Source organism: Marivirga sp. (genome assembly GCF_035704835.1).
Taxonomy (GTDB): Bacteria; Bacteroidota; Bacteroidia; order Cytophagales; family Cyclobacteriaceae; genus Marivirga.
The window spans coordinates 17,327-44,298 of record NZ_DASSWQ010000006.1; the positions used below are offsets into that span (position 1 = coordinate 17,327).

The 26,972-nt window shown below is 35.1% G+C and carries 19 protein-coding genes and 1 tRNA gene; 12 read left to right on the top strand and 8 right to left on the bottom strand.

Translation table 11 applies throughout. The annotated features are described in order from the left end of the window. Nucleotides 1-65 precede the first annotated feature (65 nt). The 5 genes from pruA to VFM92_RS00575 form a co-directional block, all read right to left on the bottom strand. Nucleotides 66-1,691 (bottom strand): L-glutamate gamma-semialdehyde dehydrogenase, encoded by a 1,626-nt coding sequence (pruA, locus tag VFM92_RS00555; RefSeq protein WP_325120241.1) that lies wholly within the window; start codon nt 1,689-1,691, stop codon nt 66-68. A gap of 309 nt (nt 1,692-2,000) precedes the next feature. Further along, on the bottom strand, nt 2,001-3,269 hold the full coding sequence (locus VFM92_RS00560) for an adenylosuccinate synthase (RefSeq protein WP_325120242.1): 1,269 nt from the start codon (nt 3,267-3,269) through the stop codon (nt 2,001-2,003). Nucleotides 3,270-3,351: 82 nt separating this feature from the next. Beyond that, nucleotides 3,352-3,690 carry an STAS domain-containing protein gene (locus VFM92_RS00565; protein WP_325120243.1) on the bottom strand — a complete coding sequence of 113 codons (339 nt, stop codon included), beginning with the start codon at nt 3,688-3,690 and terminating at the stop codon, nt 3,352-3,354. Between the two features lie 21 nt (nt 3,691-3,711). Further along, nucleotides 3,712-4,185: a transcriptional repressor gene (locus VFM92_RS00570; RefSeq protein ID WP_325120244.1), complete on the bottom strand. Its 474-nt coding sequence runs from the start codon at nt 4,183-4,185 to the stop codon at nt 3,712-3,714. Nucleotides 4,186-4,232: 47 nt separating this feature from the next. Then, nucleotides 4,233-6,443, bottom strand: coding sequence for a bifunctional (p)ppGpp synthetase/guanosine-3',5'-bis(diphosphate) 3'-pyrophosphohydrolase (locus VFM92_RS00575; protein ID WP_325120245.1), 2,211 nt, complete (start codon nt 6,441-6,443; stop codon nt 4,233-4,235). Between the two features lie 102 nt (nt 6,444-6,545). Here VFM92_RS00575 and VFM92_RS00580 point away from each other — a divergent pair. The 6 genes from VFM92_RS00580 (at nt 6,546) to VFM92_RS00605 (ending at nt 13,133) form a co-directional block, all read left to right on the top strand. After that, a tRNA-Leu gene (locus tag VFM92_RS00580) sits at nt 6,546-6,627 on the top strand. Between the two features lie 86 nt (nt 6,628-6,713). Further along, nucleotides 6,714-8,057, top strand: a complete 1,344-nt coding sequence (gene tig, locus VFM92_RS00585; RefSeq protein ID WP_325120246.1) for a trigger factor — start codon at nt 6,714-6,716, stop codon at nt 8,055-8,057. A gap of 81 nt (nt 8,058-8,138) precedes the next feature. Next, entirely contained in the window at nt 8,139-8,807 is a 669-nt protein-coding gene (locus VFM92_RS00590) for an ATP-dependent Clp protease proteolytic subunit (RefSeq protein ID WP_325120247.1), read from the top strand. Next, a complete protein-coding gene (gene clpX, locus VFM92_RS00595) occupies nt 8,807-10,045 on the top strand; it encodes an ATP-dependent Clp protease ATP-binding subunit ClpX (RefSeq protein WP_325120248.1) in 1,239 nt (412 codons plus the stop codon). Before VFM92_RS00590 ends, clpX begins: the two co-directional genes overlap by 1 nt. Nucleotides 10,046-10,260: 215 nt before the next feature. Further along, nucleotides 10,261-11,913: a glucose-6-phosphate isomerase gene (gene pgi, locus VFM92_RS00600; protein WP_325120249.1), complete on the top strand. Its 1,653-nt coding sequence runs from the start codon at nt 10,261-10,263 to the stop codon at nt 11,911-11,913. 8 nt (nt 11,914-11,921) lie between these two features. Next, complete coding sequence (locus VFM92_RS00605; protein ID WP_325120250.1) at nt 11,922-13,133, top strand: NAD(P)/FAD-dependent oxidoreductase; 1,212 nt, start codon at nt 11,922-11,924, stop codon at nt 13,131-13,133. Between the two features lie 66 nt (nt 13,134-13,199). On the opposite strand, the gene VFM92_RS00610 is transcribed toward VFM92_RS00605, so the two are convergent. Further along, a complete protein-coding gene (locus tag VFM92_RS00610; RefSeq protein ID WP_325120251.1) occupies nt 13,200-14,705 on the bottom strand; it encodes a DUF4301 family protein in 1,506 nt (501 codons plus the stop codon). 18 nt (nt 14,706-14,723) lie between these two features. Continuing rightward, on the bottom strand, nt 14,724-16,547 hold the full coding sequence (locus tag VFM92_RS00615; protein ID WP_325120252.1) for a glycosyltransferase: 1,824 nt from the start codon (nt 16,545-16,547) through the stop codon (nt 14,724-14,726). Between the two features lie 325 nt (nt 16,548-16,872). On the opposite strand from VFM92_RS00615, the gene VFM92_RS00620 reads away from it, so the two are divergent. From VFM92_RS00620 to VFM92_RS00630, 3 genes are read left to right on the top strand one after another with little or no spacing between them, the layout of a single operon-like run. Next, on the top strand, nt 16,873-19,296 hold the full coding sequence (locus VFM92_RS00620) for a glycoside hydrolase family 31 protein (protein WP_325120253.1): 2,424 nt from the start codon (nt 16,873-16,875) through the stop codon (nt 19,294-19,296). 19 nt (nt 19,297-19,315) lie between these two features. Next, entirely contained in the window at nt 19,316-20,533 is a 1,218-nt protein-coding gene (locus VFM92_RS00625; RefSeq protein ID WP_325120254.1) for a glycosyltransferase family 4 protein, read from the top strand. Then, the gene (locus VFM92_RS00630) at nt 20,526-21,521 is read left to right on the top strand and encodes a hypothetical protein (protein WP_325120255.1); all 996 of its coding nucleotides are present in this window, start codon (nt 20,526-20,528) and stop codon (nt 21,519-21,521) included. Before VFM92_RS00625 ends, VFM92_RS00630 begins: the two co-directional genes overlap by 8 nt. Nucleotides 21,522-21,692: 171 nt before the next feature. On the opposite strand, the gene VFM92_RS00635 is transcribed toward VFM92_RS00630, so the two are convergent. Continuing rightward, nucleotides 21,693-22,829, bottom strand: coding sequence for a glycosyltransferase family 1 protein (locus VFM92_RS00635; RefSeq protein ID WP_325120256.1), 1,137 nt, complete (start codon nt 22,827-22,829; stop codon nt 21,693-21,695). Between the two features lie 117 nt (nt 22,830-22,946). Here VFM92_RS00635 and VFM92_RS00640 point away from each other — a divergent pair, with 117 nt between their 5' ends. From VFM92_RS00640 to VFM92_RS00650, 3 genes are read left to right on the top strand one after another with little or no spacing between them, the layout of a single operon-like run. Next, a complete protein-coding gene (locus VFM92_RS00640; protein ID WP_325120257.1) occupies nt 22,947-24,185 on the top strand; it encodes a pitrilysin family protein in 1,239 nt (412 codons plus the stop codon). Between the two features lie 2 nt (nt 24,186-24,187). Continuing rightward, nucleotides 24,188-24,832: an O-methyltransferase gene (locus VFM92_RS00645; RefSeq protein WP_325120258.1), complete on the top strand. Its 645-nt coding sequence runs from the start codon at nt 24,188-24,190 to the stop codon at nt 24,830-24,832. Then, nucleotides 24,829-26,853, top strand: coding sequence for a LysM peptidoglycan-binding domain-containing protein (locus VFM92_RS00650; RefSeq protein ID WP_325120259.1), 2,025 nt, complete (start codon nt 24,829-24,831; stop codon nt 26,851-26,853). Before VFM92_RS00645 ends, VFM92_RS00650 begins: the two co-directional genes overlap by 4 nt. Nucleotides 26,854-26,972: the final 119 nt, after the last annotated feature.

Below are 26,972 nucleotides of genomic sequence, written 5' to 3' on the forward strand. Positions count from 1 at the left end.
AATTTCTTTCGAAGGCTTCTGAATTATTAATTGTCTTGATTTTTGACTCTAAAAGTTAGAATCTATTAACCCATAAAAGGATATTTGTAATCAGTTGGTGTTACGAAAGTTTCTTTCACCATTCTGGCAGAACACCAACGCAATAAGTTCAATTTAGAACCTGCTTTGTCATTAGTTCCTGATTTCCTGGCACCTCCAAATGGGTTTTGATTTACCACAGCTCCAGTCGGTTTATCGTTAATGTAGAAATTACCAGCCGATTGACTTAAGCGTGTTGAAGCGCGCTCAATGATATATCTATCATTACTGAAAATAGCTCCAGTTAATGCATAAGGAGAAGTTTCGTCTACCAATGTTAAGGTTTCTTCAAAATTCTCTGCATCGTAAACGTAAATCGTAACTACTGGACCGAAGATTTCTTCCTGCATAGTTACATACTGAGGATCTTTGGTCACGATTACAGTTGGCTGAATAAAATAACCTTTAGAATCATCACATTCTCCGCCTGCAATTACTTCAGCTACATTACTCTCCTTAGCTTTATCAATATAGCTTTTGATTTTATCATAAGCTTTTCTATCAATCACAGCATTAAAGAAGTTTTCAAAATCTTCAGGACCACCCATTTTGATATCTTTAATATCAGCAAGCAAGTTTTCTTTTACATCATCCCAAATATTATTAGCAATATAAACTCTTGAAGCTGCAGAACATTTCTGTCCTTGAAATTCAAAAGCACCTCTAGTGATAGCCGTAGCAACTTGCTTAGGATCAGCTGTTTTATGTGCTAAAATAAAATCTTTTCCACCAGTTTCCCCTACTATTCTAGGGTATGATTTGTATTTTTCAATGTTTTCTCCAATTGTTTTCCATATAGTTTGGAATACACCTGTGCTACCAGTGAAATGAATTCCTGCAAAATCTGGATGCTTGAAAATTTTATCACCAGTAGTTGGTCCATCTACATAAATTAAATTTATGACACCATCAGGAACCCCAGCTTTCTTGAAAACTTCCATTACAACGTTAGCAGAATAAATTTGGGAATAAGCAGGTTTCCAAACTACTGTATTACCCATTAATGCCGCACTAGAAGGTAAATTACCCGCAATTGCCGTAAAATTGAATGGAGTTAATGCAAATACAAATCCTTCTAGAGGTCTGTATTCCATTTGGTTCCAAACACCATCAGGAGAGAAAGGCTGCTCTTCATAGATTTCTGTCATGTATTTTACATTGAATCTTAAGAAATCTGCAAGTTCACAAGCAGAATCTATTTCAGCTTGATATGCACTTTTGGACTGCCCTAGCATAGTAGCAGCATTAATTTTATCTCTGTAAGGGCCTGAAATTAAATCAGCTGCCTTAAGAAAAACGGAAGCTCTTTGTTGCCAATGTAAATCTGCCCACTCTTGTTTAGCGGCCAACGCTGCTTTAATAGCTTGTTCTACATGGCTGCCATCACCTTCATGAAATTGACCTAATTTATGCTGATGATCATGAGGAGGATTTAAAGGAAGTGTTTTTCCTGTTCTTACCTCTTCTGCACCAATATACATAGGCACATCAACTTCTTGAGATCTTAATTCTTTGATTTTTGCTTGTAGTGATGCTCTTTCAGGAGACCCCGGTGCATAATCTTTAACTGGTTCATTCTTCGGAATTGGTACCTTATAAATTGCTGTTGGCATAATCTGTATTAATTTTTTGCTTTAAAATAAAAATCTAAAATTAGGCAAAAATTTCAGTTTGCCTTATCAATTGCTGTGAAATTTCAACCCTTCCCCCTTCCTTACGATTTTAAGAAAAATTGTTTTGGATGTGAGGAAATTTCTAAAAAGAAGAATTTTTAAATCTTGTGTATTAAAAAACATAATCCTCTGAATTTCTGGAAGCTGGAAGCAAAAATCTTCCAATTGAGAGAAAAATGCTATTTCTTCTAAAACTAAAAAAGGAAGCCGATTCCTCAGCTTCCTTATATTTATTTAAAAGCTTTAAGTCTATCTTAAAATAGTTTGAGTTCTATCAGGACCAACTGAGACTAAATTAATTGGTACCCCTAATTTCTCTTCTATATACTGAATGTAATTTTTCAAAGGTGTTGGCATGTCTTCAAAAGAATTAATATTATCCAGACTGCAATTCCAACCTTCTAATTCTTCATAAATAGGTTTTACCTCTGAGTCCACTATATCATAAGGAAATTCATCAGTGATGGTACCATCTTCCAATTCATATTGAGTACAAACTTTTATTTTTTTGAAGCCTGATAAAACATCAGCTTTCATCATAAATAGTTCTGTCACTCCGTTAATCATAATTACATATTGCAAAGCTGGGATATCTAACCAACCACATCTTCTTGGACGGCCTGTTGTGGCCCCAAACTCATTGCCGACTTTTTGTAATTCTTTACCGTCTTCATCGAAAAGCTCTGTTGGAAATGGCCCACTCCCTACTCTGGTGCAGTAAGCTTTGAAAATACCATATACTTTTTGAATGCTATTTGGTGCTACACCTAAACCTGTGCAAACCCCAGCCGTCATGGTGTTAGAACTGGTAACGAATGGATAACTACCAAAATCTACATCTAATAAAGAGCCTTGAGCACCCTCTGCCAATACAGATTTTCCAGCTTTCAATTCATTATTTATTAAATATTCGGTTGAGCTTACGTTGAAAGTTTTTAAGTATTCAACGGCTTCAAAGAATGTCTTTTCAGCTTCTTCCAAATCATAATCATGTTGGTAGAATTCAAGAATAGTTTTATGAGCATCAACCAATTTTTGATATTTCTCCTTAAAATTGGCGTAAAAAATATCTCCTACTCTTAATCCTAGTCTAGCAATTTTATCCTGATAAGTAGGTCCAATACCTTTTAAAGTTGAACCAATTTTTTTATTGCCTTTTGACTTTTCATAAGCAGCATCTAACAGGCGATGTGTGGGCAAAATCAATTGTGCTTTGTTGGAAATCCACAAGTTATCTTTGAAATTTATATTGAAGGGATCTAACTTTTTAATTTCATTTCTAAAAATGACAGGATCCAGCACCACTCCATTTCCTATCACATTTTTTATAGAATTTCGGAAAATACCACTTGGTATTTGATGTAAAACGTGCTTATTCCCATCAAATTCTAAAGTATGCCCAGCATTAGGCCCTCCTTGAAATCTTGCTACAATATTGTAGTTGGGAGCTAGCACATCTACTACTTTTCCTTTTCCTTCATCTCCCCATTGCAGACCCAACAATACATCCATTTTCATTTTTTATGATTTTTAAGTTATTACAGCCTTTAAGGATAAAAGCTTAAACTGATAAATTAATGATTTAAAAATTTTTGCTTAATTACTTCAAGCTCGAAATTGCTTCCTCTTTGGTATTGTAGATGGTAAAAATATTATTAAGCTTTGTAATCAATAATAATTTTTTTACTTGATCGGATGGATTTACCAATACCACTTCCCCTTCTTTATTTCTTAATTTGGTTAAAATGGTGATTAACACCCCTATTCCACTACTGTTCATATACCGAACTTCCGATATATCAATGATACATTTTGTGATTCCTTTATTAATATAATCATTCAATAACTCAACCAGGCCTGAACCATTATTTTCTCCAATAAGGTCTCCGGAGATTTTCAGACTTAAAATATTGTTGATAACTTCTTTTTTGTAATCCATCTTATTTTATTGATTAAAAAATTATTCTTGCTCCTCGGCTTTTAATTTTGCTTGGCAGTCTCCACAAATTCCGTATAGATTTAATGAGTGATGCATGATTTTGAAGTTCAACAAATCACCAATCATCGTTTTAATGTTTTGAATTCTTGGATCGCAAAATTCCACCACCTTATGACATTCTGCACAAATTACATGGTCGTGTTGTTTGTAGCCATATGACTTTTCGTATTGAGCCAAATTTCTACCAAACTGATGTTTGCTTACTAAATCACATTCTACTAATAAATCCAAGGTGTTGTAAACAGTAGCTCGGCTTACTCTGTAGTTTTTATTTTTCATGCTGATGTAGAGCGATTCCACATCAAAATGACCTGTACGCGTGTAAATTTCTTCAAGAATTGCATATCGCTCGGGCGTTTTTCGCAATCCTTTATTCTCTAAATAAGCCGTGAAAATTTGTTTTACTTCTTTATAAACCTTCTCGTTCAATGCCATAATTTATTCATCTCCCTTCTTCGGCCCCAAATATAGGAAATCTACAATTAATCATAGCGATTCACCTTCACTATCCCACGAACGGCTTTCAATTTTCCGATCAATTGCTCTAAATGCTTAGTATTCTGCACAAAAAGATGAATTTTCCCTTCAAATATTCCGTCTTTAGTATCAACGGAAATGGATTGCATGTTCACTTCCAATTCGCTAGAGATAATTTGAGTGACATCACTGATTAAACCAACTCTATCAGTTCCAATAATTTGCAATCCTGCTAAAAAAGCAATCTCCTGTTGAGAAGTCCATCTTGCCTTAATCACTCTATTTCCATGATTAGAAAGTAATTCCGGTGCATTTGGACAAGAAGTTCTATGAATTTTAATTCCTTCATTAACAGTAACAAACCCAAAAACTTCATCTCCTGGAATAGGATTACAACAGACTGCAATAACGTAATCCACGACATCCATGTCCTCGCCAATCAATAACATATCTTCCCCTTTGGCTTTTTTCAGTGCCTGCTCAAAGGATGACGCATCTTTTGAAGATCTAATGCGCTGATTATTTTTCTGAGGACCTTCCAACACTTCATCTTGAAATTTTTTAATGTTTTTGGGGTCGTGTTTACCAGTCGCTATTCCATAGTATAAATCAAGCGGAGTTTTCTCTTCAAAATAGGCTCTAATTTTATTAATCACCTCATCTGAAGGTGTAATCTTCATTTGCTTTAGCTTTCTGTATACAATTTCTTTGCCTTCAACAGCTGCATATTTTTTATCTTCTTTAAGGACATCTTTAATTTTTGCTTTTGCCTTTGAACTTACCACGAATCGCAGCCAATCTTCACTAGGTTTTTGCTTGTTGGAAGTCAAAATCTCCACCTGGTCACCATTCTTTAACTCATAATTGAGTGGCACCAATTTATTGTTAACCTTTGCTCCCAGACATTTCGCTCCAATTTCTGTATGAATATCAAAAGCAAAATCTAGGGCTGTTGCACCATTAGGCAAGGTTTTTAATTCTCCTTTAGGTGTAAATACAAATACCTCATCTGAAAATAAATTCGAACGAAAATCATCCAGAAATTCGATAGCATTTGTATCATTCGATTCCAGCATTTCCCGAACTCTTGCAATCCATTGCTCTAATCGGGTTTCCTCTGGTTTAGTATAATAGTCTTTGTATTTCCAATGTGCTGCATATCCTTTTTCTGCTATTTCATCCATACGGCTGGTTCTTATTTGCACTTCCACCCAACTACCATTATCACTCATGACGGTAGTATGTAATGACTCATAACCATTCGCTTTCGGAGTTGAAATCCAATCGCGAAGTCTATCAGGATTGGGTTTATAGAAATCGGTAACTATAGAATAGACTTCCCAGCAAGCTGCTTTTTCGTGTTCATCGGGAGCATCGATAATAATTCGAATGGCAAACAAATCATATACCTGTTCGAAAGGTATATTTTGCTTTTTCATTTTATTCCAAATTGAAAAAATCGATTTAGGTCTCCCTTTAATGTAGTAATTCCATTTTAACTTGTCCAATTCACTTTCAACTGGCGCTATAAAATTGCTAATAAATCTTTTTCTGGCAGTTCGAGTATCATTAATTTTATTTGCTATTTCTCGATAAACTTCAGATTCTGTATACTTTAAATGTAAGTCCTCCAATTCTGATTTGATGGCATAAAGTCCTAATCGATGAGCCAAAGGAGCATAAAGATAAATGGTTTCAGACGCTATCTTTAACTGTTTATTTCTAGGCATGCTTTCCAATGTGCGCATGTTGTGCAGTCGGTCAGCCAATTTTATTAGGATAACCCTTACATCTTTAGAAAGTGTTAAAAGCATTTTACGGAAATTTTCCGCTTGCTGAGAGGTGCCATAATCAAATACACCAGAAATTTTAGTTAAGCCATCGATTATAGGAGATACTTTTGGTCCGAATTCTCTTTCTATATCTTCTAATTCCCAGTCAGTGTCTTCCACTACATCGTGCAACAGTGCTGAAATGATAGACGTTGTACCCAAACCAATTTCTTCTACGCAGATGGTGGCTACTGCAATGGGATGTAGAATATATGGTTCCCCTGATTTCCGCCTCATTTCTTTGTGGGCTTCCATGGAGGTAGTAAAAGCTTTTTTAATCAATTTCGCATCTCCATCTTTTAGAAATGGTTTCGATTTCCTTAACAACTTTCGGTATTCTCTAAGGATTACTTTACGTTCTTCTTCTATATCTATATTTTGCATAAATGCTTTAAAAACTGAAATTCAAAATAACCAATAAAAAAACATTTCTGCGACTTGCAGCGAAAATATTTTTGCGTACCTTTGCCCTTCAAATTAATGAATGCGGATGTGGCGAAATTGGTAGACGCACTAGACTTAGGATCTAGCGCCTCACGGCATGGGGGTTCGAGTCCCTTCATCCGCACACTATTCAAACCCTTAGTTCCGGTAAAGTAATACAGGAGTGAAGGGTTTTTTTGTATATCGATAACACTATAAAATTTAATTGTTTTGGACATTACACTCAACAAAAAGGACAACACCAATGCTTCTATTAAAATTATATTAAATGAAGCTGATTATCAACCTAATGTTGAACAAAAAATCAAAGAGTACAGGAAAAATGCCAATATTAAAGGTTTTCGCCCTGGAAAAGTGCCTGCTTCCTACATTAAAAAACTATATGGGAAGAGCGTTTTGGTTGAAGAAATCAACAGTTTGTTATCAAAATCATTAACTGATTATATAAAAGAGAATGATTTGAAGATTTTAGGTGAGCCAATTCCTAATCAGGAAGATGCTGCTAAAATTGATTGGGATACCCAAAAAGATTTTGAGTTTGAATATACGTTAGGTTTGGTAGATGAGTTTGACATCAAATTAGATGATAAATTCAAAGTAGAAAAGCATGTTATCGAAGTTACTGATAAGGTAATGAAAGAAACCATGGACAACTTAACCAAGCAACATGGTGATACCGAATCAGTAGAAGAAAGCAAAACCGAAGATACTTTAGAAGGTAAATTAAGCACTGCCGATGGTGAGGTTCAGGAGAAAGTGGTGTTGCCAATTGAAGACGCTGAGAAAAAAGAGCAGAAACAATTTATTGGTGCTAAGAAAGGTGATGAAATAAAATTTGACATCGAAAAAACTTTTAAATCCGCAGAAGCAAAGTCAAGATTATTAGGTCAAAATGAAACGGATGCTGAAGCTGCTACTGGTGAGTATATTTTAACTGTTTCTGATATTAAAAGAACTAAGCCTGCCGAAATTAATCAGGATTTGTTTGATAAAGTATTCGGAAAAGATGCAGTAAAAACAAGAGAGGAATTTGATAAAAAGGTTAAAGAAACTATCGCAGAAAACTACGATAGAGAAACTGAAAATCTTTTAAGTAGAGATTTAGTGGATAGTTTGGTAGAAAAAACCAAATTTGAATTACCAGATGAGTTCTTGAAAAACTGGTTGCTGTTGAGCAACGAAGGAAAAATTACTAAAGAACAAATCGATAAAGAGTATGATTTATATACTAAGGATTTGCGTTGGAATTTGATTAAAAACAAAGTAGCTGAAGCAAATCAGGAAGATATAAAAGTAGAGCATACTGATGTGATGGATTACACCAAAAAAATGATTGCTGAGCAATTTGGTGCTTATGGAATGGCTGACCAATTAGGTGAAAATATGGACAGTTTCGCTCAGAATTATCTTCAAGGAGAAAAAGGTGAAAACTACCGTAAAGTCTATGAAGAAATGCTTAACAAAAGAGTTTTAGACTTTATAAAGGATAAAATCTCTATCAAAGAAAAGAAAGTTGATTTAGACGGCTTTAAAAAGGCCGTAGATAAGAACTAAAAGCTATTTATACCGTTAATTGAAAAGTCCTTTTATAGAAGGACTTTTTTTTTAAATTTGTACTTATAAAAAAATATTTAAATGATTAATAAAGAGGAATTTAGGAAATTTGCCGTTAAAGGCGAAGGCTTATCAGGTAGTATGGTGGATTCATATGTACAGCGGGTTGAAAACATGACCAGAGCTGTAATTGAAGAACGCCCCACCAATTTCAGGGAAATAGATGTTTTTTCCCGCTTAATCATGGATAGAATTATTTTCTTGGGAATGCAAGTAGATGATAATATCGCCAATGTAATTACCGCTCAACTATTATTCTTACAGTCAGTAGATGCAAAGAAGGACATCAGCCTTTATATCAATAGCCCAGGAGGTTCAGTTTATGCTGGTCTGGGGATTTATGACACTATGCACTTCATCTCTCCTGACGTAGCAACTATCTGTACTGGATTGGCTGCAAGTATGGGGGCTGTATTACTTGCTGGTGGGGCTGAAAAGAAAAGGTCAGCATTGCCACACTCAAGAATCATGATTCACCAACCAATGAGTGGAATGCAAGGACAAGCTTCAGATATGGAGATATCCTTAAAACAAACGCTATCAGTTAAAGAAGATTTATATAATATCTTAGCTAAACATAGTGGAAAAACTTATAAGCAAGTTGAAAAAGATTCTGACAGGGACTTCTGGATGAGAGCAGAAGAAGCTAAGGAATATGGATTGATTGATGAAGTATTAGCGAAAAAATAATGGCTGAAGACAAAACACAAGTAACCTGTTCCTTTTGTGGACGAAACAAGAAAGATGTTGATTTGATGATATCAGGCATTCATGCGCATATTTGCGATAAATGTATTGCTCAGGCGCAGCAAATTTTGCAAGAGGAAGTTAAAACAAAATCATCTTCAAAAGACCCGAAATTCAATCTTATTCGACCAATTGAAATGAAAAATCATTTGGACCAGTATGTTGTAGGGCAAGATGAAGCCAAAAAAGTAATGTCAGTTGCTGTTTACAATCACTATAAAAGATTGATGCAAAAATCTACTAAAGACGATGTTACGATTGAAAAATCGAATATCATTATGGTAGGAGAAACAGGGACTGGTAAAACTTACTTAGCTAAAACGTTAGCAAAAATTTTACAGGTTCCGTTTTGTATTGCAGACGCTACTGTTTTAACTGAAGCAGGTTATGTAGGTGAAGATGTCGAAAGTATTCTAACCAGATTATTACAATCTGCAGACTATAACGTTGAAGCAGCTCAAAGAGGGATTGTTTACATTGATGAAATAGATAAAATCGCTCGTAAATCAGACAATCCATCTATAACAAGAGATGTGAGTGGCGAAGGAGTTCAGCAAGCTATGTTGAAATTATTGGAAGGCACATCAGTAAATGTTCCACCACAAGGAGGAAGAAAGCATCCTGACCAAAAAATGATTAATGTAGATACTGAAAACATCCTTTTCATTTGCGGTGGTGCTTTTGATGGTATCAGTAGAAGTATAGCTTCCAGATTAAATACAACTCCTTTAGGATTTGCTAAAGCAGATACGAGAGAAGAAGAAATTGATAAAGAAAATCTTCTTCAATATATCACAGCTCAGGATTTGAAAAATTTTGGTTTAATTCCTGAACTGATTGGCAGATTACCTGTGCTAACACATTTGGACCCATTAAGTAAAGATACTTTAAAATCAATTTTGACAGACCCAAAAAATGCTTTGGTAAAACAGTACACCAAATTATTTGACATGGAAGGTATAAAATTAGTTTTAGATGAATCTGCATTAGATTACATTGTTCAAAAAGCAGTTGAATTTAAATTAGGCGCTAGAGGTTTAAGATCTATTTGCGAAGTAATTATGACAGATGCTATGTTTGAATTTGATGGTGAGTCTTCAGGAACTGAGCTGATTATTGATGAAAAATACGCGGCTACTAAATTTGAGAAATCGAAATACAAAAACTTAAGAGTAGCTTAAGAGATTCTAGAACCTAGATATTAGATTGTAGACTAAACAAAAAGAGGATTTATCGAACGATAAATCCTCTTTTTGTTTGATGATAAAAATGTAAGCTAAAATTTAGGTTCACAACTTGAATTCAATATTTTTAAAAAATCTATTGAAAACTATCATTTTATAGGATAGAATTTAACTTTGTAAATCATTTAAGAACAAGACCTTATTTTTTAACCATGACATATATATCACCGATCGAAACCAAAAGCTGGGCGAAACTTCAGCAGCATTACCAGAATACAAAAAATAATCATCTAAAATCACTTTTTGAAGAGCATAAAAGCAGGTTTGAAAAATTCAGTCTAAATACTGAATCACTTTTCATAGATTTCTCCAAAAATAAAATTACAGAAGAAACGCTCAGTTTACTTTTAGAATTTGCAGTTGAAATGGAACTGCCCGAGGCCATTGAATCTATGTTTCAGGGTGATAAAATCAATCAAACTGAAGATCGAGCTGTTTTGCACACCGCTTTACGGAATTTTTCTGATAAACCAGTAATGGAATCAGGACAGGACGTGATGCCATTGGTGAATAAAGTCAGAAAACAAATGAAAACTTTTAGCCAAAATGTACACTCAGGTGAATGGAAAGGCTATTCAGGGAAGCAAATCAAATATATTGTTAATATTGGAATTGGTGGTTCTGATTTAGGACCTGTGATGGTAACAGAAGCTTTAAAACCTTATAAAGTAAAAGGAATTGAAAGTCATTTTGTATCAAATGTAGATGCTACCCAGATTGCCGAGGTATTGCAAAAAATCGAGCCGGAAACCACTTTATTTTTAATTGCTTCCAAAACGTTTACCACTCAAGAAACCATGACCAATGCCCACACGGCAAGAAAATGGTTTTTAGAAAATGGAGGCTCTGAACATTCCATTAAAAAGCATTTTATAGCACTCAGTACCAATAAATCAGGAGTTGAAAAATTTGGTATTGATCCTGCCAATATGTTTGAGTTTTGGGATTGGGTAGGCGGTAGATATTCTCTTTGGTCTGCTATTGGTTTGTCCATTGCCTTAAACATTGGATATGATAATTTTGAAGAATTATTGAAGGGTGCGCATGAAATGGATAATCATTTTAAAGAGTCTCCACTTTCCGATAATGCTCCTGTGCTTTTAGGTTTGATTGGACTTTGGTATACTAGTTTTTACAATGCCGAAACAGAAGCTATTTTACCTTATGATCAATATTTACATCGTTTTGCAGCTTATTTCCAGCAAGGAAATATGGAAAGCAATGGGAAATCAGTGGATAGAAATGGAAATCCTGTAACCTATCAAACAGGCCCTATCGTTTGGGGAGAACCTGGTACAAATGGACAGCATGCTTTTTATCAGTTAATACATCAGGGAACCAAATTGATTCCTTGCGATTTTATAGCTCCTGCTGTCTCTCATAATCCTATTGGCGACCATCATCAAAAGCTATTGGCTAACTTTTTTGCACAAACTGAAGCTTTAATGAATGGGAAATCCGAAAAAGAAGCAAGACAGGAATTAGAACAAAAAAAATTGAGTTTAGATGAAATTGAGAAATTAGTGCCTTTCAAAGTATTTGAAGGTGATAATCCAACAAATTCTATCTTGATGAAGAAAATCACTCCTCGAAGTCTTGGTAGCTTAATTGCACTTTATGAGCATAAGATTTACGTTCAAGGAATTCTGTGGAACATTTTCAGCTTTGATCAATGGGGAGTAGAATTAGGTAAGCAATTAGCAGGTTTAATTCTTCCAGAATTGGAGCATGACAATCCAGTAATTGGACATGATGCTTCCACTAATGGTTTGATTAATGAATATAAGAGGTTAAGGAAGGATTAAAGTAAAGATTGAGCAAAATAATAATCATAGGAGCTGGTGCTGCGGGCATTTTTGCAGCAATTAACATTGCGTCTAAAAATCATGATGCCAAGGTAGTAGTTTTAGAAAAATCTTCTAAGCTTTTATCTAAAGTGAAGATATCAGGTGGCGGAAGATGCAATGTCACCAATGTTTGTAGTGAGCCAAAAGAGCTTATCAAAAACTACCCGAGAGGCAATAAAAAACTTAAAAAAGCATTTGAGCAATTTGGCACTTTAGATACTGTCACTTGGTTTGAAAGCAGAGGTGTAAAGCTCAAAGCAGAACTCGATGGAAGAATGTTTCCCGTTACAGATGATTCACAAACTATTATTGATTGTCTTTTAAATGAGTGTAAAAAGCACAAAGTTGATATCAAAACAAAAGTTTCTGTGGAATCTATTGAGAAAACTAAAGATGGATTTTCACTAAGTATTAAAGGATCTGAAAATATTGAATGCCAAAAAATCCTGATAGCCACAGGAGGTCACAATAAATTAGATGGCTTCCAATGGCTGGCAAATTTAGGGCATAGCATTTCTGAGCCTGTCCCCTCTCTATTTACTTTCAATTTACCAACATCAACTATTACCGAATTATCTGGTGTTAGCGTTCAAGATGTGGAAGTTAAAATAGCAGGCACTAAATTAGCGCATCAAGGACCATTATTGATAACACATTGGGGCTTAAGTGGTCCTGCAGTACTCAAACTTTCAGCCTGGGGAGCCAGAATTTTACAAGAAAAGAATTATGAATATTCTGTGCTAGTAAACTGGCTCAAATCTGCTAATGAGGAAGAAACTCGTCAAAATTTAACTGAATTTCAAGTGCTAAATCCTAAAAAGATGCTATTCAACAGTAATCCTTTCCAACTACCGAAAAGATTGTGGGAATATTTACTAACCAAAAGCGAAATAGATGAAGAACTGCGCTGGAATAATTTTTCTGGTAAGAAATTTAATAAGCTAATCAATAATCTCATCGCAGATTTATATGAAGCTTCTGGCAAAACCACATTCAAAGAAGAATTTGTTACAGCTGGCGGAGTTAAATTAGGCGATGTAAACATGCAATCGATGGAAAGTAGAAAATGTCCCGGGCTCTTTTTTGCAGGCGAGGTTTTAGATATTGATGGAGTAACGGGCGGCTTCAACTTTCAAGCTGCTTGGACTACAGCTTGGTTGGTTGCACAGGGAATGTAGTAAAAGCAAAAAAACCTTTCAAATTCATTTTGAAAGGTTTTTTATTAAACAAATAATGAAAATAAATTATCCCGCCTGATGCTCTTCTCTTAATAAATCATTCACCGTCTTAACAGGATTAAAGGTTGATAATGGAACTTCCACAAAAAGCGTAATCCAATCAGACATAGCGCCATTCCATAATCCTGGCAGTTCTAAAGCTTTTAATTCTTTCCCATCTTTTGATTTGCTAGTAATAAATCCCGTTTCAGGATTTCTGTATTTTATCAAATCATATTTCCTTCCGTGCAAATCTTTCATACCGCAAACTAAATCTACCGGATTGAAATGAGTGGCGTTTCGTAATGCTTCTTGGGTTTCCTTATCATCAGGATCTATTTGAGAAGTTTCTGCAATTTGAAGACTCAAGGAACCATCCTCTTCACTCACCCAAAAAGGACCTCCTCCTGGCTCTCCAGTATTTTTTACCATACCGCAAATTCGAATCGGACGATGCAATAAGTATTGTAAATAGCCTACTTTCTCTGAAAATTCTAATTGATCGTAGTCCTCTTTAAATACTAAAAACAAATCTTTTCGCGCGAAATTCTCAATTTCCAAAAGCTCCAGTTCATTGATATTTCTCTCCAATTGATTCTGATAGCCAAATAATTTACTTTGAACGCTCATTAATAATCCCGCCAAAGCCTTTTTATAATGAATAGTGTTCAACTTTAAATGGTCTGGAACAACATTATCTATATTTTTGATGAATACAATATCATGCTCCAAATCATTCAAATTTTCAATTAAAGCTCCATGTCCTGCAGGTCTGAATAAGATGCTTCCATCTTCATTATAAAAAGGAGTATTATCAGGATTAACCGCTATAGTATCCGTTTCTGGCTTTTGCTGAGAAAAGGTAATATCAAAATCATTAAATCCTTTTCTTACATTTTCAGCATGCTCTTCAAAAAGCTTCTGGTGCTCAGGAGACACTGTGAAATGCAATCTTACTTTTCCTTCTGTGCCTCTTGCATAGTTTTCACCTTCGGTAAAATGTTCTGCCATGGGGGTTTTTATACCCGATTTATAATCATGAAAATCTAATAAACCTTTCGGTAAACTACCATAATTCAAGCCATCTTCTAATAGTAAAGCTTTTACAATGGTTTGATATTCTTTCTTTTTTAAAGCATCATCAATTCCATTGCTTCTTTCTATCATTTTTTCATTTAATGCTTTAGAAAAGGCAAAATTATGGATATTATCAAAGAATGTTTTTAAAAATTCATCCTTTTCCGCTTGAGATTCATCTTCCTCCAAAAAAGTATATAACCTTTTGAACATGCGGCTTGCAGCTCCACTTGCAGGCACAAACTTTATCATATTGTAGTCTCCGCTTTGCTGTTCAAAAAATGCTATGAATTCATCTTTACTCTTCTCTGATAATTGAATTAAACCGTCTCCTATAGTGGCGGGTCTGTCTATAGCCAAATATGGAAATCCCGTCTTAAATCTGTCTAGTTGTTGTTCTACTAACTCCAATGATTTTCCAGCATTTCTAATATCTTCTTTCAGTTTATCGTCCATAAATTTAGGTTGTTAGGTTTAAAAATAAGTTTCTAAAGCCATCTTATAACTATTTTCATAGGCTTTATATAAATTCTTCCAATCAAAAACTTCTGACAAGTCTTCTGACATATTACGCATATCAATTCTTTCTCTGCTTGTGATTTGAGTGAATTCCCACATCACATTTGTTAATTCTTCAGCCGCTTCATCAAAGCTTTTATTGGCTCTTTTGACTATAAACATTCCGTGTTTTTGATCACCGATGCTTACATTCTTCATATAATCACCAAATCCTGACAAGTCGGAAGTTACCGAGGCAACTCCTCTTGCTAATGACTCTAACGGAGTATATCCCCAAGGTTCGTAATAACTTGGAAAAACTCCCAAATGACAGGCCCTCACAAAATCATCGTACTCCATTCCGAATAAAGGATTCGTGGATGAAATAAAATCAGGATGATAGACTATTTTAACTTTATCGGATTCATTGTTGATAAGGTTGGCGCTTCTTAAAAAATTTAAAATTTCGTCATTGGTATCATCCACTAGATTATGGGTGACAACGGGTGGCAATTCTTTTGACTTCCAAGCCTGGATTGTCCTTCTGTGCCTCAATCTCCAATAATCATCTACCATGTCATTTAAATTGGGTAGTTTATGATCACCCTTACTGGAAGCAGCTTGTCTATATAATCTATTTTTAATCTGCTCTACAATGGCATTGGAGTTGGTATTGATTTTATCCAACATTGCCCTCGCATTTAATACATCAGGATTAATTGAATGAACTGGCTGGCGAGTGATAAAAAACATCACTACAGTCAATGGTGATTTAGCTTCTTTCAGCCTATGATTTAAGCGAGCTAAAGCCTCCAGCGTTAAATCATAGCCCTTATTCGAATACTCAAACCTACCTGAAGTAAAAAAGTAAAGCGTTTTATTCAAATCGAAAGAATAGCTCTTGAAAAAATGACCCATGATAAAATTTTCAAGTAACATCTTATATTTATGATGCAGATTTTGAACTTCATGCAAAACAGAAAATCGTTCAATATTTAAGCCATTAGGAAGTATCTTATCTGGACTTCTTCCCAACAAATGAAAACATTCTTTTCCCGTTACTTCACTAACAGTTGTAAAAACATGAGAACCATGAACACAGGCACGTTCTAATTTAACATTTGCCTCCACATTAAAATGAACTGCTTCTTTATGCCAATCCATAAAAGGAAGATGGTCATAAAATTGCGGATCATTCATGGCTAAATATCTACCTAAAAGTGTGGCATGAGTAGTGAAAACCGTCTGTAACGGCACTTGGTCTCTTCTTAAATTGGGAATTGCAGAACCTGCCATCCACTCATGGAAATGAGCTAACGGTTTAATTTTCTGAGCCATGGCTACCCGAGTCATTTCGGAAAGGAAAATATGCACCATATAACCAAAAGCTAACACTTCATCCATCAGAGGGTCTTGATTTTTAAAATCAATGCCATGATTCTGCCAGTAGTAATATTTAATATTTCCTAATTCTTGAAAAGACGACTTATGATCAAACAAAAGGGTTTGCGGTCTTCCTGAAACCAACCAATATCCAGATTTAATATGTAAACCCTTTTGTCTGCAAATTCTTAATGTTTCATCAATAATAGAATGACCAAATTCGGCTTCCTCAAAATCAGTGGCTGCTTCTTTGGGTGCGTAAGGACCTATCAGAAAGTAATTTTTATCCCACTTTTTAACCATTGTGGGAACTTTAGAGCGAATTACCGTATAAATCCCCCCTACCTGATTGCAAACTTCCCAGGCAATTTCTGTTAAAATGTGTTTCTGATTATCAATATTATTATCTTCATTCATATCAGTGCGTTTCTAAGTAATTGGAATTAAATGTTAAAAAGGAATTCTACTATTAGAATTGAAAAATATAGTCAATTACTTCTAATTTTCAGGCGATTATTCTATTCTTTCTCATAATTTCATAAAAGCTCTATTTAATTTATGAGAAAATTCTCCGTTTTTAATGGAATATAGAAAAAATACTGTATTTAGATTACAATAAAATGACGTTCTCATAATAAACCTTAAATTAAAAAAAATAAAGAACTACTTAGTGTATTCATTACAATAAGTAGTTAATTTGTATAAGAAATAGCGTTATATCGCCAATTATTAATGTTTTAGTATGGAAGAGAATAAAGGCAGTACTCAGGAACCTGAAAAGGATTTTGAAGGTAATTACATAGAAAAATTTAAAGAGCAAAAGGAAGAAGAATTTTACCCTGGAGGAATCATCAGCTGGAAACAAAAGAAAGGCAGGGTAAAGATATATGCCCAGCATTCTACCATGGAATTGCGAATAATCAATGAGAAAATTTTAAAATTCCGGTATGCCAATGATGGTTATTTTGAAGAAGATTTTTCTTATGCCATTGACCCTGAATTTGAACTTGGAAACACCCAATACCAGTTTGAAGCACTACAAGATTCGTTAATCATCAAGACGGAATTATTGCAATGCATTATAAAAAAATCAAATGCCACTATAAAAATTCTAGATAAAAATGGAAAGGTTTTAATTGAAGATGAAAAAGGATATCACTGGAAAGATGAAAAACGATTTGGTGGGCATGTGGTGATTTCTACTTTAAAATCCTCAAAATCAAATAAATACTATGGCCTAGGTGATAAAACTGGCAGATTGAACCTGAACGGAACCCGTAGGGAGTTATGGGGAACAGATTGTTATGGATATGGCAATGAAACTGACCCTGTTTATAAAAACATTCCATTTTTCATGGGATTAAATGATGGCGAAGGTTATGGGATTTTCTTAGACAATTCTTTTAGAACCTTCTTTGATTTCGGGCATGAAAGAAAAGAAGCTTTAAGCTTCTGGGCTCAAGGAGGAGAAATGCGCTATTATTTTATCTATGGTCCGCACTTGGAAAATGTAGTGCAGGATTACACAGAACTCACAGGGAAATCTCCAATGCCACCAAAGTGGTCACTGGGTTATCATCAAAGTAAGTGGAGTTATTACCCAGAGAGCACTGTTCGAGAACTTGCCAAAACTTTTCGGGAGAAAAAAATTCCTTGCGATGTCATCCATTTGGATATAGATTATATGGATGGCTATCGCTGTTTTACATGGAATAACGAAAGATTCCCGAATCCTAAAAAGATGATTGCAGATTTGAAAACTGAGGGTTTTAAAACCATTGTCATCATTGACCCAGGAATTAAAATCGACCCGCTTTATACGGTGTTCCAACAAGGTGTTTATCACGATTATTTCTGTCAAAGAATGGATGGCGCAAGATTTAAAGGCAGTGTTTGGCCTGGTCCTTGCCATTTCCCTGATTTCACTAATCCTGCTGCCAGAAAATGGTGGTCTGGCTTGTTTGGTGGACTTTCGCAAGATGGAGTAGCTGGCGTATGGAATGACATGAACGAACCTGCTGTATTTGAGGAAGGCACTTTTCCGAGAGATGTAAGGCATGATTATGACGGCCATCCATGCAGCCATAGAAAAGGGCATAATGTTTACGGTATGCAAATGGCAAGAGCAACTTATGAAGGTCTGGAGCAATTTGCAGGAAATAATAGAAGCTTTACCATCACCCGTTCTGCTTATGCTGGAATTCAACGATTCAGTTCAGTTTGGACAGGAGATAACCTTGCTACTTGGGAGCATTTAAAAATTGCCAATGTGCAATGCCAAAGGTTAAGTGCATCAGGAGTTTCATTTGCTGGCTCAGATGTAGGCGGATTTATTGGTGCTCCGGATGGGGAATTATACACGCGCTGGATTCAAATGGCTACTTTCCATCCATTTTTCAGAACACATTCATCAGGAGACCATGGAAATAAAGAGCCTTGGCAGTTTGAAGATAAATACTTGAACATTGTTAGAAAATTTATTGAATTGAGATATGAAATCATGCCGTATCTCTACACTACTTTCTGGCAATATGCAGAATATGCCAAACCTATGTTGAGGTCTATTTCACTGGCTTATCAGGATGATATAGAAACTTTGGACCGGGAAGAAGAATTTTTATTGGGACAGCAGTTATTGATTTGCCCAGTTTCCTCACCTAAAGTGAATGAGCGAATGATGTATTTACCTCAAGGCGAATGGTATAACTACTGGACGAATGAGCTGGTTTCAGGTAAAAGAGAAATCATTGTGGAGACACCATTAGAACAAATCCCAATGTTTGTAAAAGCTGGTGCTATAATTCCTATGCAAGACAAGATGCAGTATATGGATGAGTTTGTACCTGAAAACATCAAATTGCATATTTATAAAGCATCAAATGAGACGGTTAGTGAATTGTATGAAGATGATGGAATTTCAAAAGATTTTGAAATGGGCATCAGCACTTTGCACACATTTACACAGAAAGCCATAGATAAACTTATTGTCATTCAACATAATATGGAATCAGAATATGAATCGGGTTCCAAAGGATTCGAAATTCATTTACATGGTTTTGGATATGTTGAAAAATTAACCGTAGATGGGAATACAATTAGCGCTAATAATGAATCGAAAATCATAATCGATAGAGATTTTAGCACGTTAGAAATTAATGAACAGTAAACCTTAAAAATTATTGCTTATGGAGGTATTGATGATTGGACCCGGAAATCCAAATCCGCAAAACAGTGGATTGGGAATTGCTTGTTATCATATTGCTCAGCATTTGGCTAAAAATGTGCACTTAAAACTATTTTCAGTGGAGAGCGCAAATGAATTAGCTGAGCAGGAGGTGGAAACCACCAGAACAGAAACAATGACCCGACAAAAATTAACCAACCAGAAGCAATTAAATGCAGATTTGGTCCACCTTACTGTTAAAAGTGAGCTGAATCCTTATTTTTATGCAGGCAGCGTTGAAATAGAACACCATCAAAATGACAATATAGAATTCTCAGTCCGAGAAGCATTGGAGGATTTCAGCCAAAATATCATTTCTAAAAGTAGAAATCTAGATTTTGATATTATTTATGCCCACGATTGGACTGCAATTCCTGCTTCAAATAAATTGAAGGAACTGAGCGGTAAACCATTTGTACTGCATGTCCATGCTTTAGATTATGACAGAAGCGGCAAAAAAAGCAATTCATGGCTATTCGATTTGGAAAAAGAAGGCATGCAAATAGCTGATTTAGTAATTGCGGTAAGCGAATACCATAAAAAAATAATGGTAAAAGAATACGGCATCAAAGCATCAAAAATCAAAGTGATTCACCATGGTATTGATGAATTGCAAGCTTCAGCTTACAAAGCTCCATTTGAGGAAGATATCATTTTGTTTTGCGGAAGATTGAGCCTTCAAAAAGGAGCTTCAACATTTATTGAAATTGCCGAAGCTTTATTGAAAAAGGAGCAAAATCTTCGTTTTGTGGTTACAGGTCAAGGAGAATTATTAGAAGAAATGATTGCCACTTGCACTGAAAAAGCGATTTTAGATAAAATTCATTTTACTGGTCATTTGCCACAAGAAGATGTTTTCGCCATTATGAAAGCTTCTCAAGTGATGGTAATGCCTTCCTTATCAGAACCATTTGGGTTGTCAGCATTGGAAGCAGCTAGTCTAGAATTACCCATTGTTTTATCTAAAAATTGTGGTGTTGCAGAAGTATTGAAGGATGTCCCCACTTTAAAACCAACTGATGTAAAAGGTTATGTAAGTGCTGTAAGAGAGATTTTAACCAATAAACAGCAAGCATTGAAAATTGCAAAAGATAATGCAGAGTCCTTAAAGAAAAGAAATTGGAAGACGGTTTCAGATGAAATATTTTCAGCTTTAAAGCAAGAATTGAAAAATGGATAATTATCAAATCATACATTTTAATCACCCACTGGAGGTGAAAAAATTGTCTTTTTTAGATATTGGCAAAAATCTGCCGGCTATTGATGAAGCTAAAAGTCAGAAAGATTTTGCTGATAATTTCACCAACACCATTCTTCCAAAACTACAAACTGTTTTGAAAATGGCGGAGGAAAATAAATCGCCATTGGTTTATTTCAGTATTCCTTTTTTAGGCTTCCTAAATCTACAGGACAAAAGTCTAGTACTTGAAATCAAAAAACTAGTCAATGCAGGGAAAATTCAATTGGTAGGTTCATGTGCTTTTCACTCTTTCAGTTATTTGTGCTCTCCCATTCTTTTCAAGAAAGAAGCAGACCTATATTTGGAAGGTTTGAGCGAATATTTTGACAAAAAACCAGGCATGTTCATAAATACAGCTTGTTTGTATGATGACCAAATTGCTGAAATCGTGAAATCTTTGGGCTATCAAGGCATTATAGCTACAGCAAACACATGGCATTTGGCAGGAAAGCATTCTGGTCAGGTTTATAAATCGAACACTGCACAACCTTTCAATATTTTACTCTCAAATGGGGATGGCCCTGATAACTTTCAAATCAGCTTGGTAAATGGATATGGAAGTGCCTATACATCAGATTTTATAGATAAGGATATATCAAATGAAAAGCAGATTCAGGAATTATTTTTGATGGATAATGAAGATGAACACTCCGTTTATGCAGTGAGCTTACCATTAAGTTCGCCTTCTTGGGAACATAAAATCCAAGATTACACCAATAATCCATTGCAAAAAGCTTTATTGAAGCAAAGTTCTGCTTTAGTCGCCCAATTTCATAATAAATTATCTATTGATGATTTAAAGCTTTTAATGTTGCTCTGCCAACCTGACCACCTCTTACAAATTAACCAAACAAGTAAAGAAGAAGGTTACGATCATTTTATTAGTAGCATGAATCATTTGACTGATATAAGCCTTAGGTACAAATAATTATGAATTGAATATCGGTTTTAAGTTTTAAGTATTAAGTTTTAAGTAAAACTCTAGTTCAGACAAATAGTTAGTTGGTTAAATTATCTTTCTTGGCTGCCTCCGGTCTGACCTGTGGTACTGACCTAATCACCTATTCAATCAGCTCCTTGCGTCTTCCCCCTTTGGGGGTTAGGGGGCTTTATAAACCCCCATCAAATCCCCAGCTATTTTCTCAGATGAAAATTTTGCCAAATGAGCGTCTATATTCTTAATCAGATGTTCATTAAAATCATTGTCATCAGCTAATTTCACCATTTGTGCTGCTAATTCTTCATGATTTTTAGGGTCGGCATATAGCGCATGCTCCCCTCCTGCCTCTTTCATGGCAGATTGATTTCCTGTCACTACTGAAGTGCCCACAGAAAGTGATTCCAGAACAGGGATGCCGAAGCCTTCAAAACTAGATGGATAAACCGAAGCTACTGCACCTTTATAGAGATAAGGTAAATCAGTGAATGGGATATTATTATAGATTCGAACACTTTGCTCAAGCCTTAGAGCGTTAATTTCTCTCTCTACCTCTCGCTGATAGTCCGTCTTCTTACCTACTATCAATAGCAACAAATCATGCTTTACTTGGTCCAAAACTAGTTTAAAAGCCTGCACCAAATCCTTGGCATTTTTCCTATCCTCGATAGAGCCTACATATAAAAAATATGGTTGATGTAAACTGTATTGGTCTAATAAATACAATAAGCGTCTGGTTTTCAAATCTTGTTTATAGATAGGATGCACCCCTTGATAGACCACATTGATTTTAGTAGCATCAATATCAAAAAATTCAATTATATCGTTTTTGGTCTGCTCACTTATAGCGATTATTTCATCCGCCTTTTTACAAGCTGACTTAAATTTTTTCGAGTATATCTTTCTATCAATAACTGGATAAAAATCAGGATAGCGCAGAAAAATCAAATCATGAATTGTCACAATCTTCTTGGTGCTGGATTTCAATCCGCTAGGCAATTCATTACTCAATCCGTGGAAAACAGTAGCATTTTGATTTTCAGCCAATTTTCCAATCCTTTTTGAACGCCAGACACTTTTCAATGAACCAGTTTTCCACAAGCCTGATGGCAAAACAGTAATTGCTTTATTTACCTTATAAAAACTCGCAGCCTCCTCTCGTTTTGAAACTTTGGGAGTATAAAGTGAATATTGCTCCTCAGGATGGTGCTCCTTCAAAGCAGAAATCACAAATCGGCTATAATTACCTAAACCAGTAAAATTGTTGAAAGCACGTTTGGCTTCAAAAGCTATATGCATAAAAAATTAATTCTTAAAATATGAATCTAAACAAAACTAAATAAATTTCCTTTGTCGTGCTCATTACTTCTTTAAAAAGAAAGATAATTTGTAGTTTTGCACCTAAGCGGGGAATGAATGATTCAATATAAAATAAAGACTTTAGAAAACGGAATTAGAGTTATCCACCAGCCGGTTAGCAACTCAAAAATAGTGCATTGCGGATTCGCTTTGGACATCGGGAGCCGTGATGAGAAACCACATCAAGTGGGAATAGCCCATTTTTGGGAACACATGGCTTTTAAAGGCACTAAAAAGCGAAAAACCTTCCATATTCTCAATAGATTAGATTCCGTAGGTGGCGAATTAAATGCCTACACGACCAAAGAAAAGATATTTTTCCATGCATCAGTTTTAGAGCAGTATCTGGATAAGGCAATGGATTTATTGGTAGACATCACTTTCCAATCCATATTTCCTGAAAAGCAAATCGAGAAAGAGAGGCAAGTCATTTTGGAAGAAATGGCGATGTATAAAGATTCCCCAGAGGATGATATTCAAGACCAATTTGATGAGGTGATTTTCTCCGGACATCCATTAGGGAATAATATTTTAGGGACTGAAGAAAGTCTGAAAAGCTTTACCCGTCAGCACTTCTTGGAATTTATTGAGGAAAATTTAGATACTGAGCGCACTGTTTTTTCAATAGTAGGTGATATTTCAGAGAAAAAATTAGAGCGTTATACTAAAAAATATTTAGAGCCAATTGCGCACCATAAAAGAAAAAGAGAAAGAGTTCCTTTTGAACTTTATCAACCCAATGCTTTAAATTACGATAAAGAAATCTCACAATCTCAATGTGCCATTGGTTCTACAGCTTATCCTATTCATCATCCAAAAAGATTGGCTTTCTTTATGTTGGTCAATATTTTAGGTGGCCCTGGAATGAACAGCCGATTAAATATGGCTTTGCGGGAAAAACATGGATTTGTTTATGCCATCGATGCTGGTTATCATCCATTTACAGACACCGCACTTTTTAGTATATTTTTTGGAACTGACCCAGGTCAACTGCCTAAAAGTATAAAGCTGGTAAAAAAAGAATTGAAAATATTGCAGGAAAAACCTTTGGGAAGTTTGCAATTGCATGTAGCTAAGCAGCAACTTATGGGCCAGTTAGCCATGGCTGAAGAAAACAATATGAGTTATATGCTGATGATGGGCAGAAGTTTACTTGACAAAGACAAAATTGAATCTTTGGATGAACTTTTCGAGCAAATCAAGCAGGTTTCAGCAAAGGATTTACAAGATACTGCCCATGAGATTTTCGCAGAGGACCGCTTAAGCATCTTAACTTACAAAGCCAAAAGAAGATAATTATGGAGTTTTTAGACCCAGATTTAGACAACTATATCGAAGCTCATACAGAGCCAGAAAATGAGTTGCTTTACATAATCAATAGAGAGACTCATACCGAAGTGCTAAAACCAAGAATGTTGAGTGGTCATTTGCAAGGACGGGTTTTATCCATGCTTTCTCATATGATTCAGCCTGAAAATATTTTGGAAATTGGAACCTACACTGGCTATTCCGCACTTTGTATGGCCGAAGGTTTAAAAGAAAATGGCAAACTCATTACCATCGATGTAAATGAAGAATTGGCAGAAAGGGTAGAAGAATATTTTCAATCATCGGAATTTTCAGATAAAATTGAAATGAAAATTGGAAAAGCATTGGAAATCATGCCAACACTCAATAAAACTTGGGATATGGTGTTTATAGATGCAGATAAATCAAATTATTTGAACTACTATAAACTTTGTTTTAACCAAGTCAGAAAAGGTGGATATATTTTGGTGGATAATGTGTTGTGGAGCGGAAAAGTGCTGGAGAAAAACAGAAAAAAATTAGATAAAGACACTGAAAGTATGCTGGAATTCAACGAATTTGTGCATCAAGATGACAGGGTTCAAAACGTATTATTCCCAATCCGTGATGGATTAATGATTTTAAGAAAAAAATGAATAGTAAACTTCCCATTCTATTAACCGCAATTTTCATTCTTTCCACAAAGCTGTGGGCCCAGCAAGTTCCTTCCCGAATGGAATTTGCCAATATGGATTTAAGATTGACTGCTGGGGCTATAAAAGATATTCAGGCTGATGTAGATGCACTTACCAGAAGCGAAAAATATTTCCAAAAGAAATTGGAACGTGTTGATATGTACATGCCCATTATTGAAAGGATTTTTAAGGAAGAGGGCTTGCCAGATGATTTTAAATATTTGGTAATTCAAGAAAGCGCTTTAGTTTCTGATGCAGTTTCCAGCAGCAATGCTGTAGGATTTTGGCAATTTAAAGAAATCTCTGGCTTAGAGAATAATTTAAGAATTGACCGACAAGTGGACGAAAGAATGAATATAGTTTCATCGAGTCGGGCAGCAGCAGCTTATTTAAAAGACCACAACAAATATTTCGATAACTGGGCCTATGCACTAATTGCCTACCAAAGAGGCCGAGGTGGTGCTGCAGATGTAATTGACGAGGATAATTTTGGTAAAAGCAGCTTAAAAATTACAAGTGATACGTATTGGTATTTAAAGAAATTCCTTGCACATAAAGTTGCTTTTGAAAATACACTGGGTACTTCAAACCCACCATATTATTTACGAGAAATAGATAATGTAAAAGGAAGTTCACTGAAAAAAATTTCCAAAGAAGAAAATGTTTCCATTGAACTGTTAGAAGAGTATAATAAATGGCTCAAAAGAGGAGATATTCCAGAAGACAAGAATTATACGGTTATTGTCCCTCTAAAAAATTTAGAGAAAATTGAAAAACTACAAAAGCAACAAAAAACAACGGTAAAGGAATTACCAGGAAACCTTAGCGACAGCGAACAACAAAAATTTCCCTTAGTAGAGAACTATCCTAATAAATCAGACCGCTCCATACCTCATGAGGTTGAGATTAACGGTTTAGATGGTATTTATGCTCCTGAAGGGTATACTGTTAAAAAATTGGCTGAAATAGCAGATGTTGATGAATATAAATTTAGAAAATGGAACGATCTTAAAATTAGAGAGGAACTTGAAACTGGAAGAATCTACTACTTAAGGCGAAAAAGAAATCGTGCAAAGTTTTATTATCACACAGTAGCCCAAAATGAAAATATGTGGGGAATCAGTCAAAAATATGGACTTAAGCTTAAAAAACTTTACCGTAAAAATAGAATGGAGCCTCCTCAAGAACCGAAAGAAGGAAGGGTTTTATGGTTACGTCATAATAGACCTGCCAATGTAGAAATTGAATATAGAGAAGCACCAAAAAACAAACAAAAAACTGGCGTAAAGGTGACTCAAAACAATGAAAATTCACTGATTCAAGCTACACCAGAGGTAAAAAAAGAACCTTCGGATACTACAGCTTTAATTAAGAAAAGCTCCTCATTAGAATCGGAAGAATTAAAGCTTAATTCTGAACCAGATAGTTCAAATGCCACTATAATTAAAAAAGAAATTAATGATAGCATTCTTTCCAGAGATTCGATTGCAGCTCTATCATTTGATTCAACGGAGCACTCGTCAAAGGTAGTTCAGCTAGAAAAAAGCTTGGAAACAGAGCAAGAAGTTTTACAATCTTCAGATGTAATAGAAGAAATGGAAGAAGATGAACCTGAATTAATGAATTATTCTATCCGGAAAGGTGATACATTCTTTGCCATAGCAAATCGCTTTGATATGAAAATATCAAGACTTCTCAGTGTAAACTCACTTCAAATAAGAGATACATTATCAATCGGACAAGTTATTAGAGTGAACAAAATGGATATAGAAAATCCAGAAAATGAACCAATATTATCACAAAAAAAACAAGCTGAGAAAACCATAGCTACATCAGAGATTCAGCATAAAGTTTCTCCTGGCGAAACGATGTATGCATTAGCAAGAAAGTATAATGTCAGTTTGAAAGAAATTATGGAATGGAATAATAAGGAAGATTATAATTTAAGAGACGGTGAATTGATATTAATTAAAAAGAAATAAATAACGCATTACATAAATTCTTGGCTACAATATCTTACATTTGTGGCGTCTATCGAAAAAATATCGGATTTCGAAAGATTTATGTTTTAATTAAAAAAAACTTTACTTATGTTTAGAGA

Bases quoted from the DNA above. Each gene is read 5' to 3' on its own strand.
- pruA (WP_325120241.1), bottom strand. From the start codon at position 1,691: ATGCCAACAGCAATTTATAAGGTACCAATTCCGAAGAATGAACCAGTT.
- VFM92_RS00560 (WP_325120242.1), bottom strand. From the start codon at position 3,269: ATGAAAATGGATGTATTGTTGGGTCTGCAATGGGGAGATGAAGGAAAA.
- VFM92_RS00565 (WP_325120243.1), bottom strand. From the start codon at position 3,690: ATGGATTACAAAAAAGAAGTTATCAACAATATTTTAAGTCTGAAAATC.
- VFM92_RS00570 (WP_325120244.1), bottom strand. From the start codon at position 4,185: ATGGCATTGAACGAGAAGGTTTATAAAGAAGTAAAACAAATTTTCACG.
- VFM92_RS00575 (WP_325120245.1), bottom strand. From the start codon at position 6,443: ATGCAAAATATAGATATAGAAGAAGAACGTAAAGTAATCCTTAGAGAA.
- VFM92_RS00590 (WP_325120247.1), top strand. From the start codon at position 8,139: ATGATTAATAAAGAGGAATTTAGGAAATTTGCCGTTAAAGGCGAAGGC.
- clpX (WP_325120248.1), top strand. From the start codon at position 8,807: ATGGCTGAAGACAAAACACAAGTAACCTGTTCCTTTTGTGGACGAAAC.
- pgi (WP_325120249.1), top strand. From the start codon at position 10,261: ATGACATATATATCACCGATCGAAACCAAAAGCTGGGCGAAACTTCAG.
- VFM92_RS00610 (WP_325120251.1), bottom strand. From the start codon at position 14,705: ATGGACGATAAACTGAAAGAAGATATTAGAAATGCTGGAAAATCATTG.
- VFM92_RS00615 (WP_325120252.1), bottom strand. From the start codon at position 16,547: ATGAATGAAGATAATAATATTGATAATCAGAAACACATTTTAACAGAA.
- VFM92_RS00620 (WP_325120253.1), top strand. From the start codon at position 16,873: ATGGAAGAGAATAAAGGCAGTACTCAGGAACCTGAAAAGGATTTTGAA.
- VFM92_RS00625 (WP_325120254.1), top strand. From the start codon at position 19,316: ATGGAGGTATTGATGATTGGACCCGGAAATCCAAATCCGCAAAACAGT.
- VFM92_RS00630 (WP_325120255.1), top strand. From the start codon at position 20,526: ATGGATAATTATCAAATCATACATTTTAATCACCCACTGGAGGTGAAA.
- VFM92_RS00635 (WP_325120256.1), bottom strand. From the start codon at position 22,829: ATGCATATAGCTTTTGAAGCCAAACGTGCTTTCAACAATTTTACTGGT.
- VFM92_RS00640 (WP_325120257.1), top strand. From the start codon at position 22,947: ATGATTCAATATAAAATAAAGACTTTAGAAAACGGAATTAGAGTTATC.
- VFM92_RS00645 (WP_325120258.1), top strand. From the start codon at position 24,188: ATGGAGTTTTTAGACCCAGATTTAGACAACTATATCGAAGCTCATACA.
- VFM92_RS00650 (WP_325120259.1), top strand. From the start codon at position 24,829: ATGAATAGTAAACTTCCCATTCTATTAACCGCAATTTTCATTCTTTCC.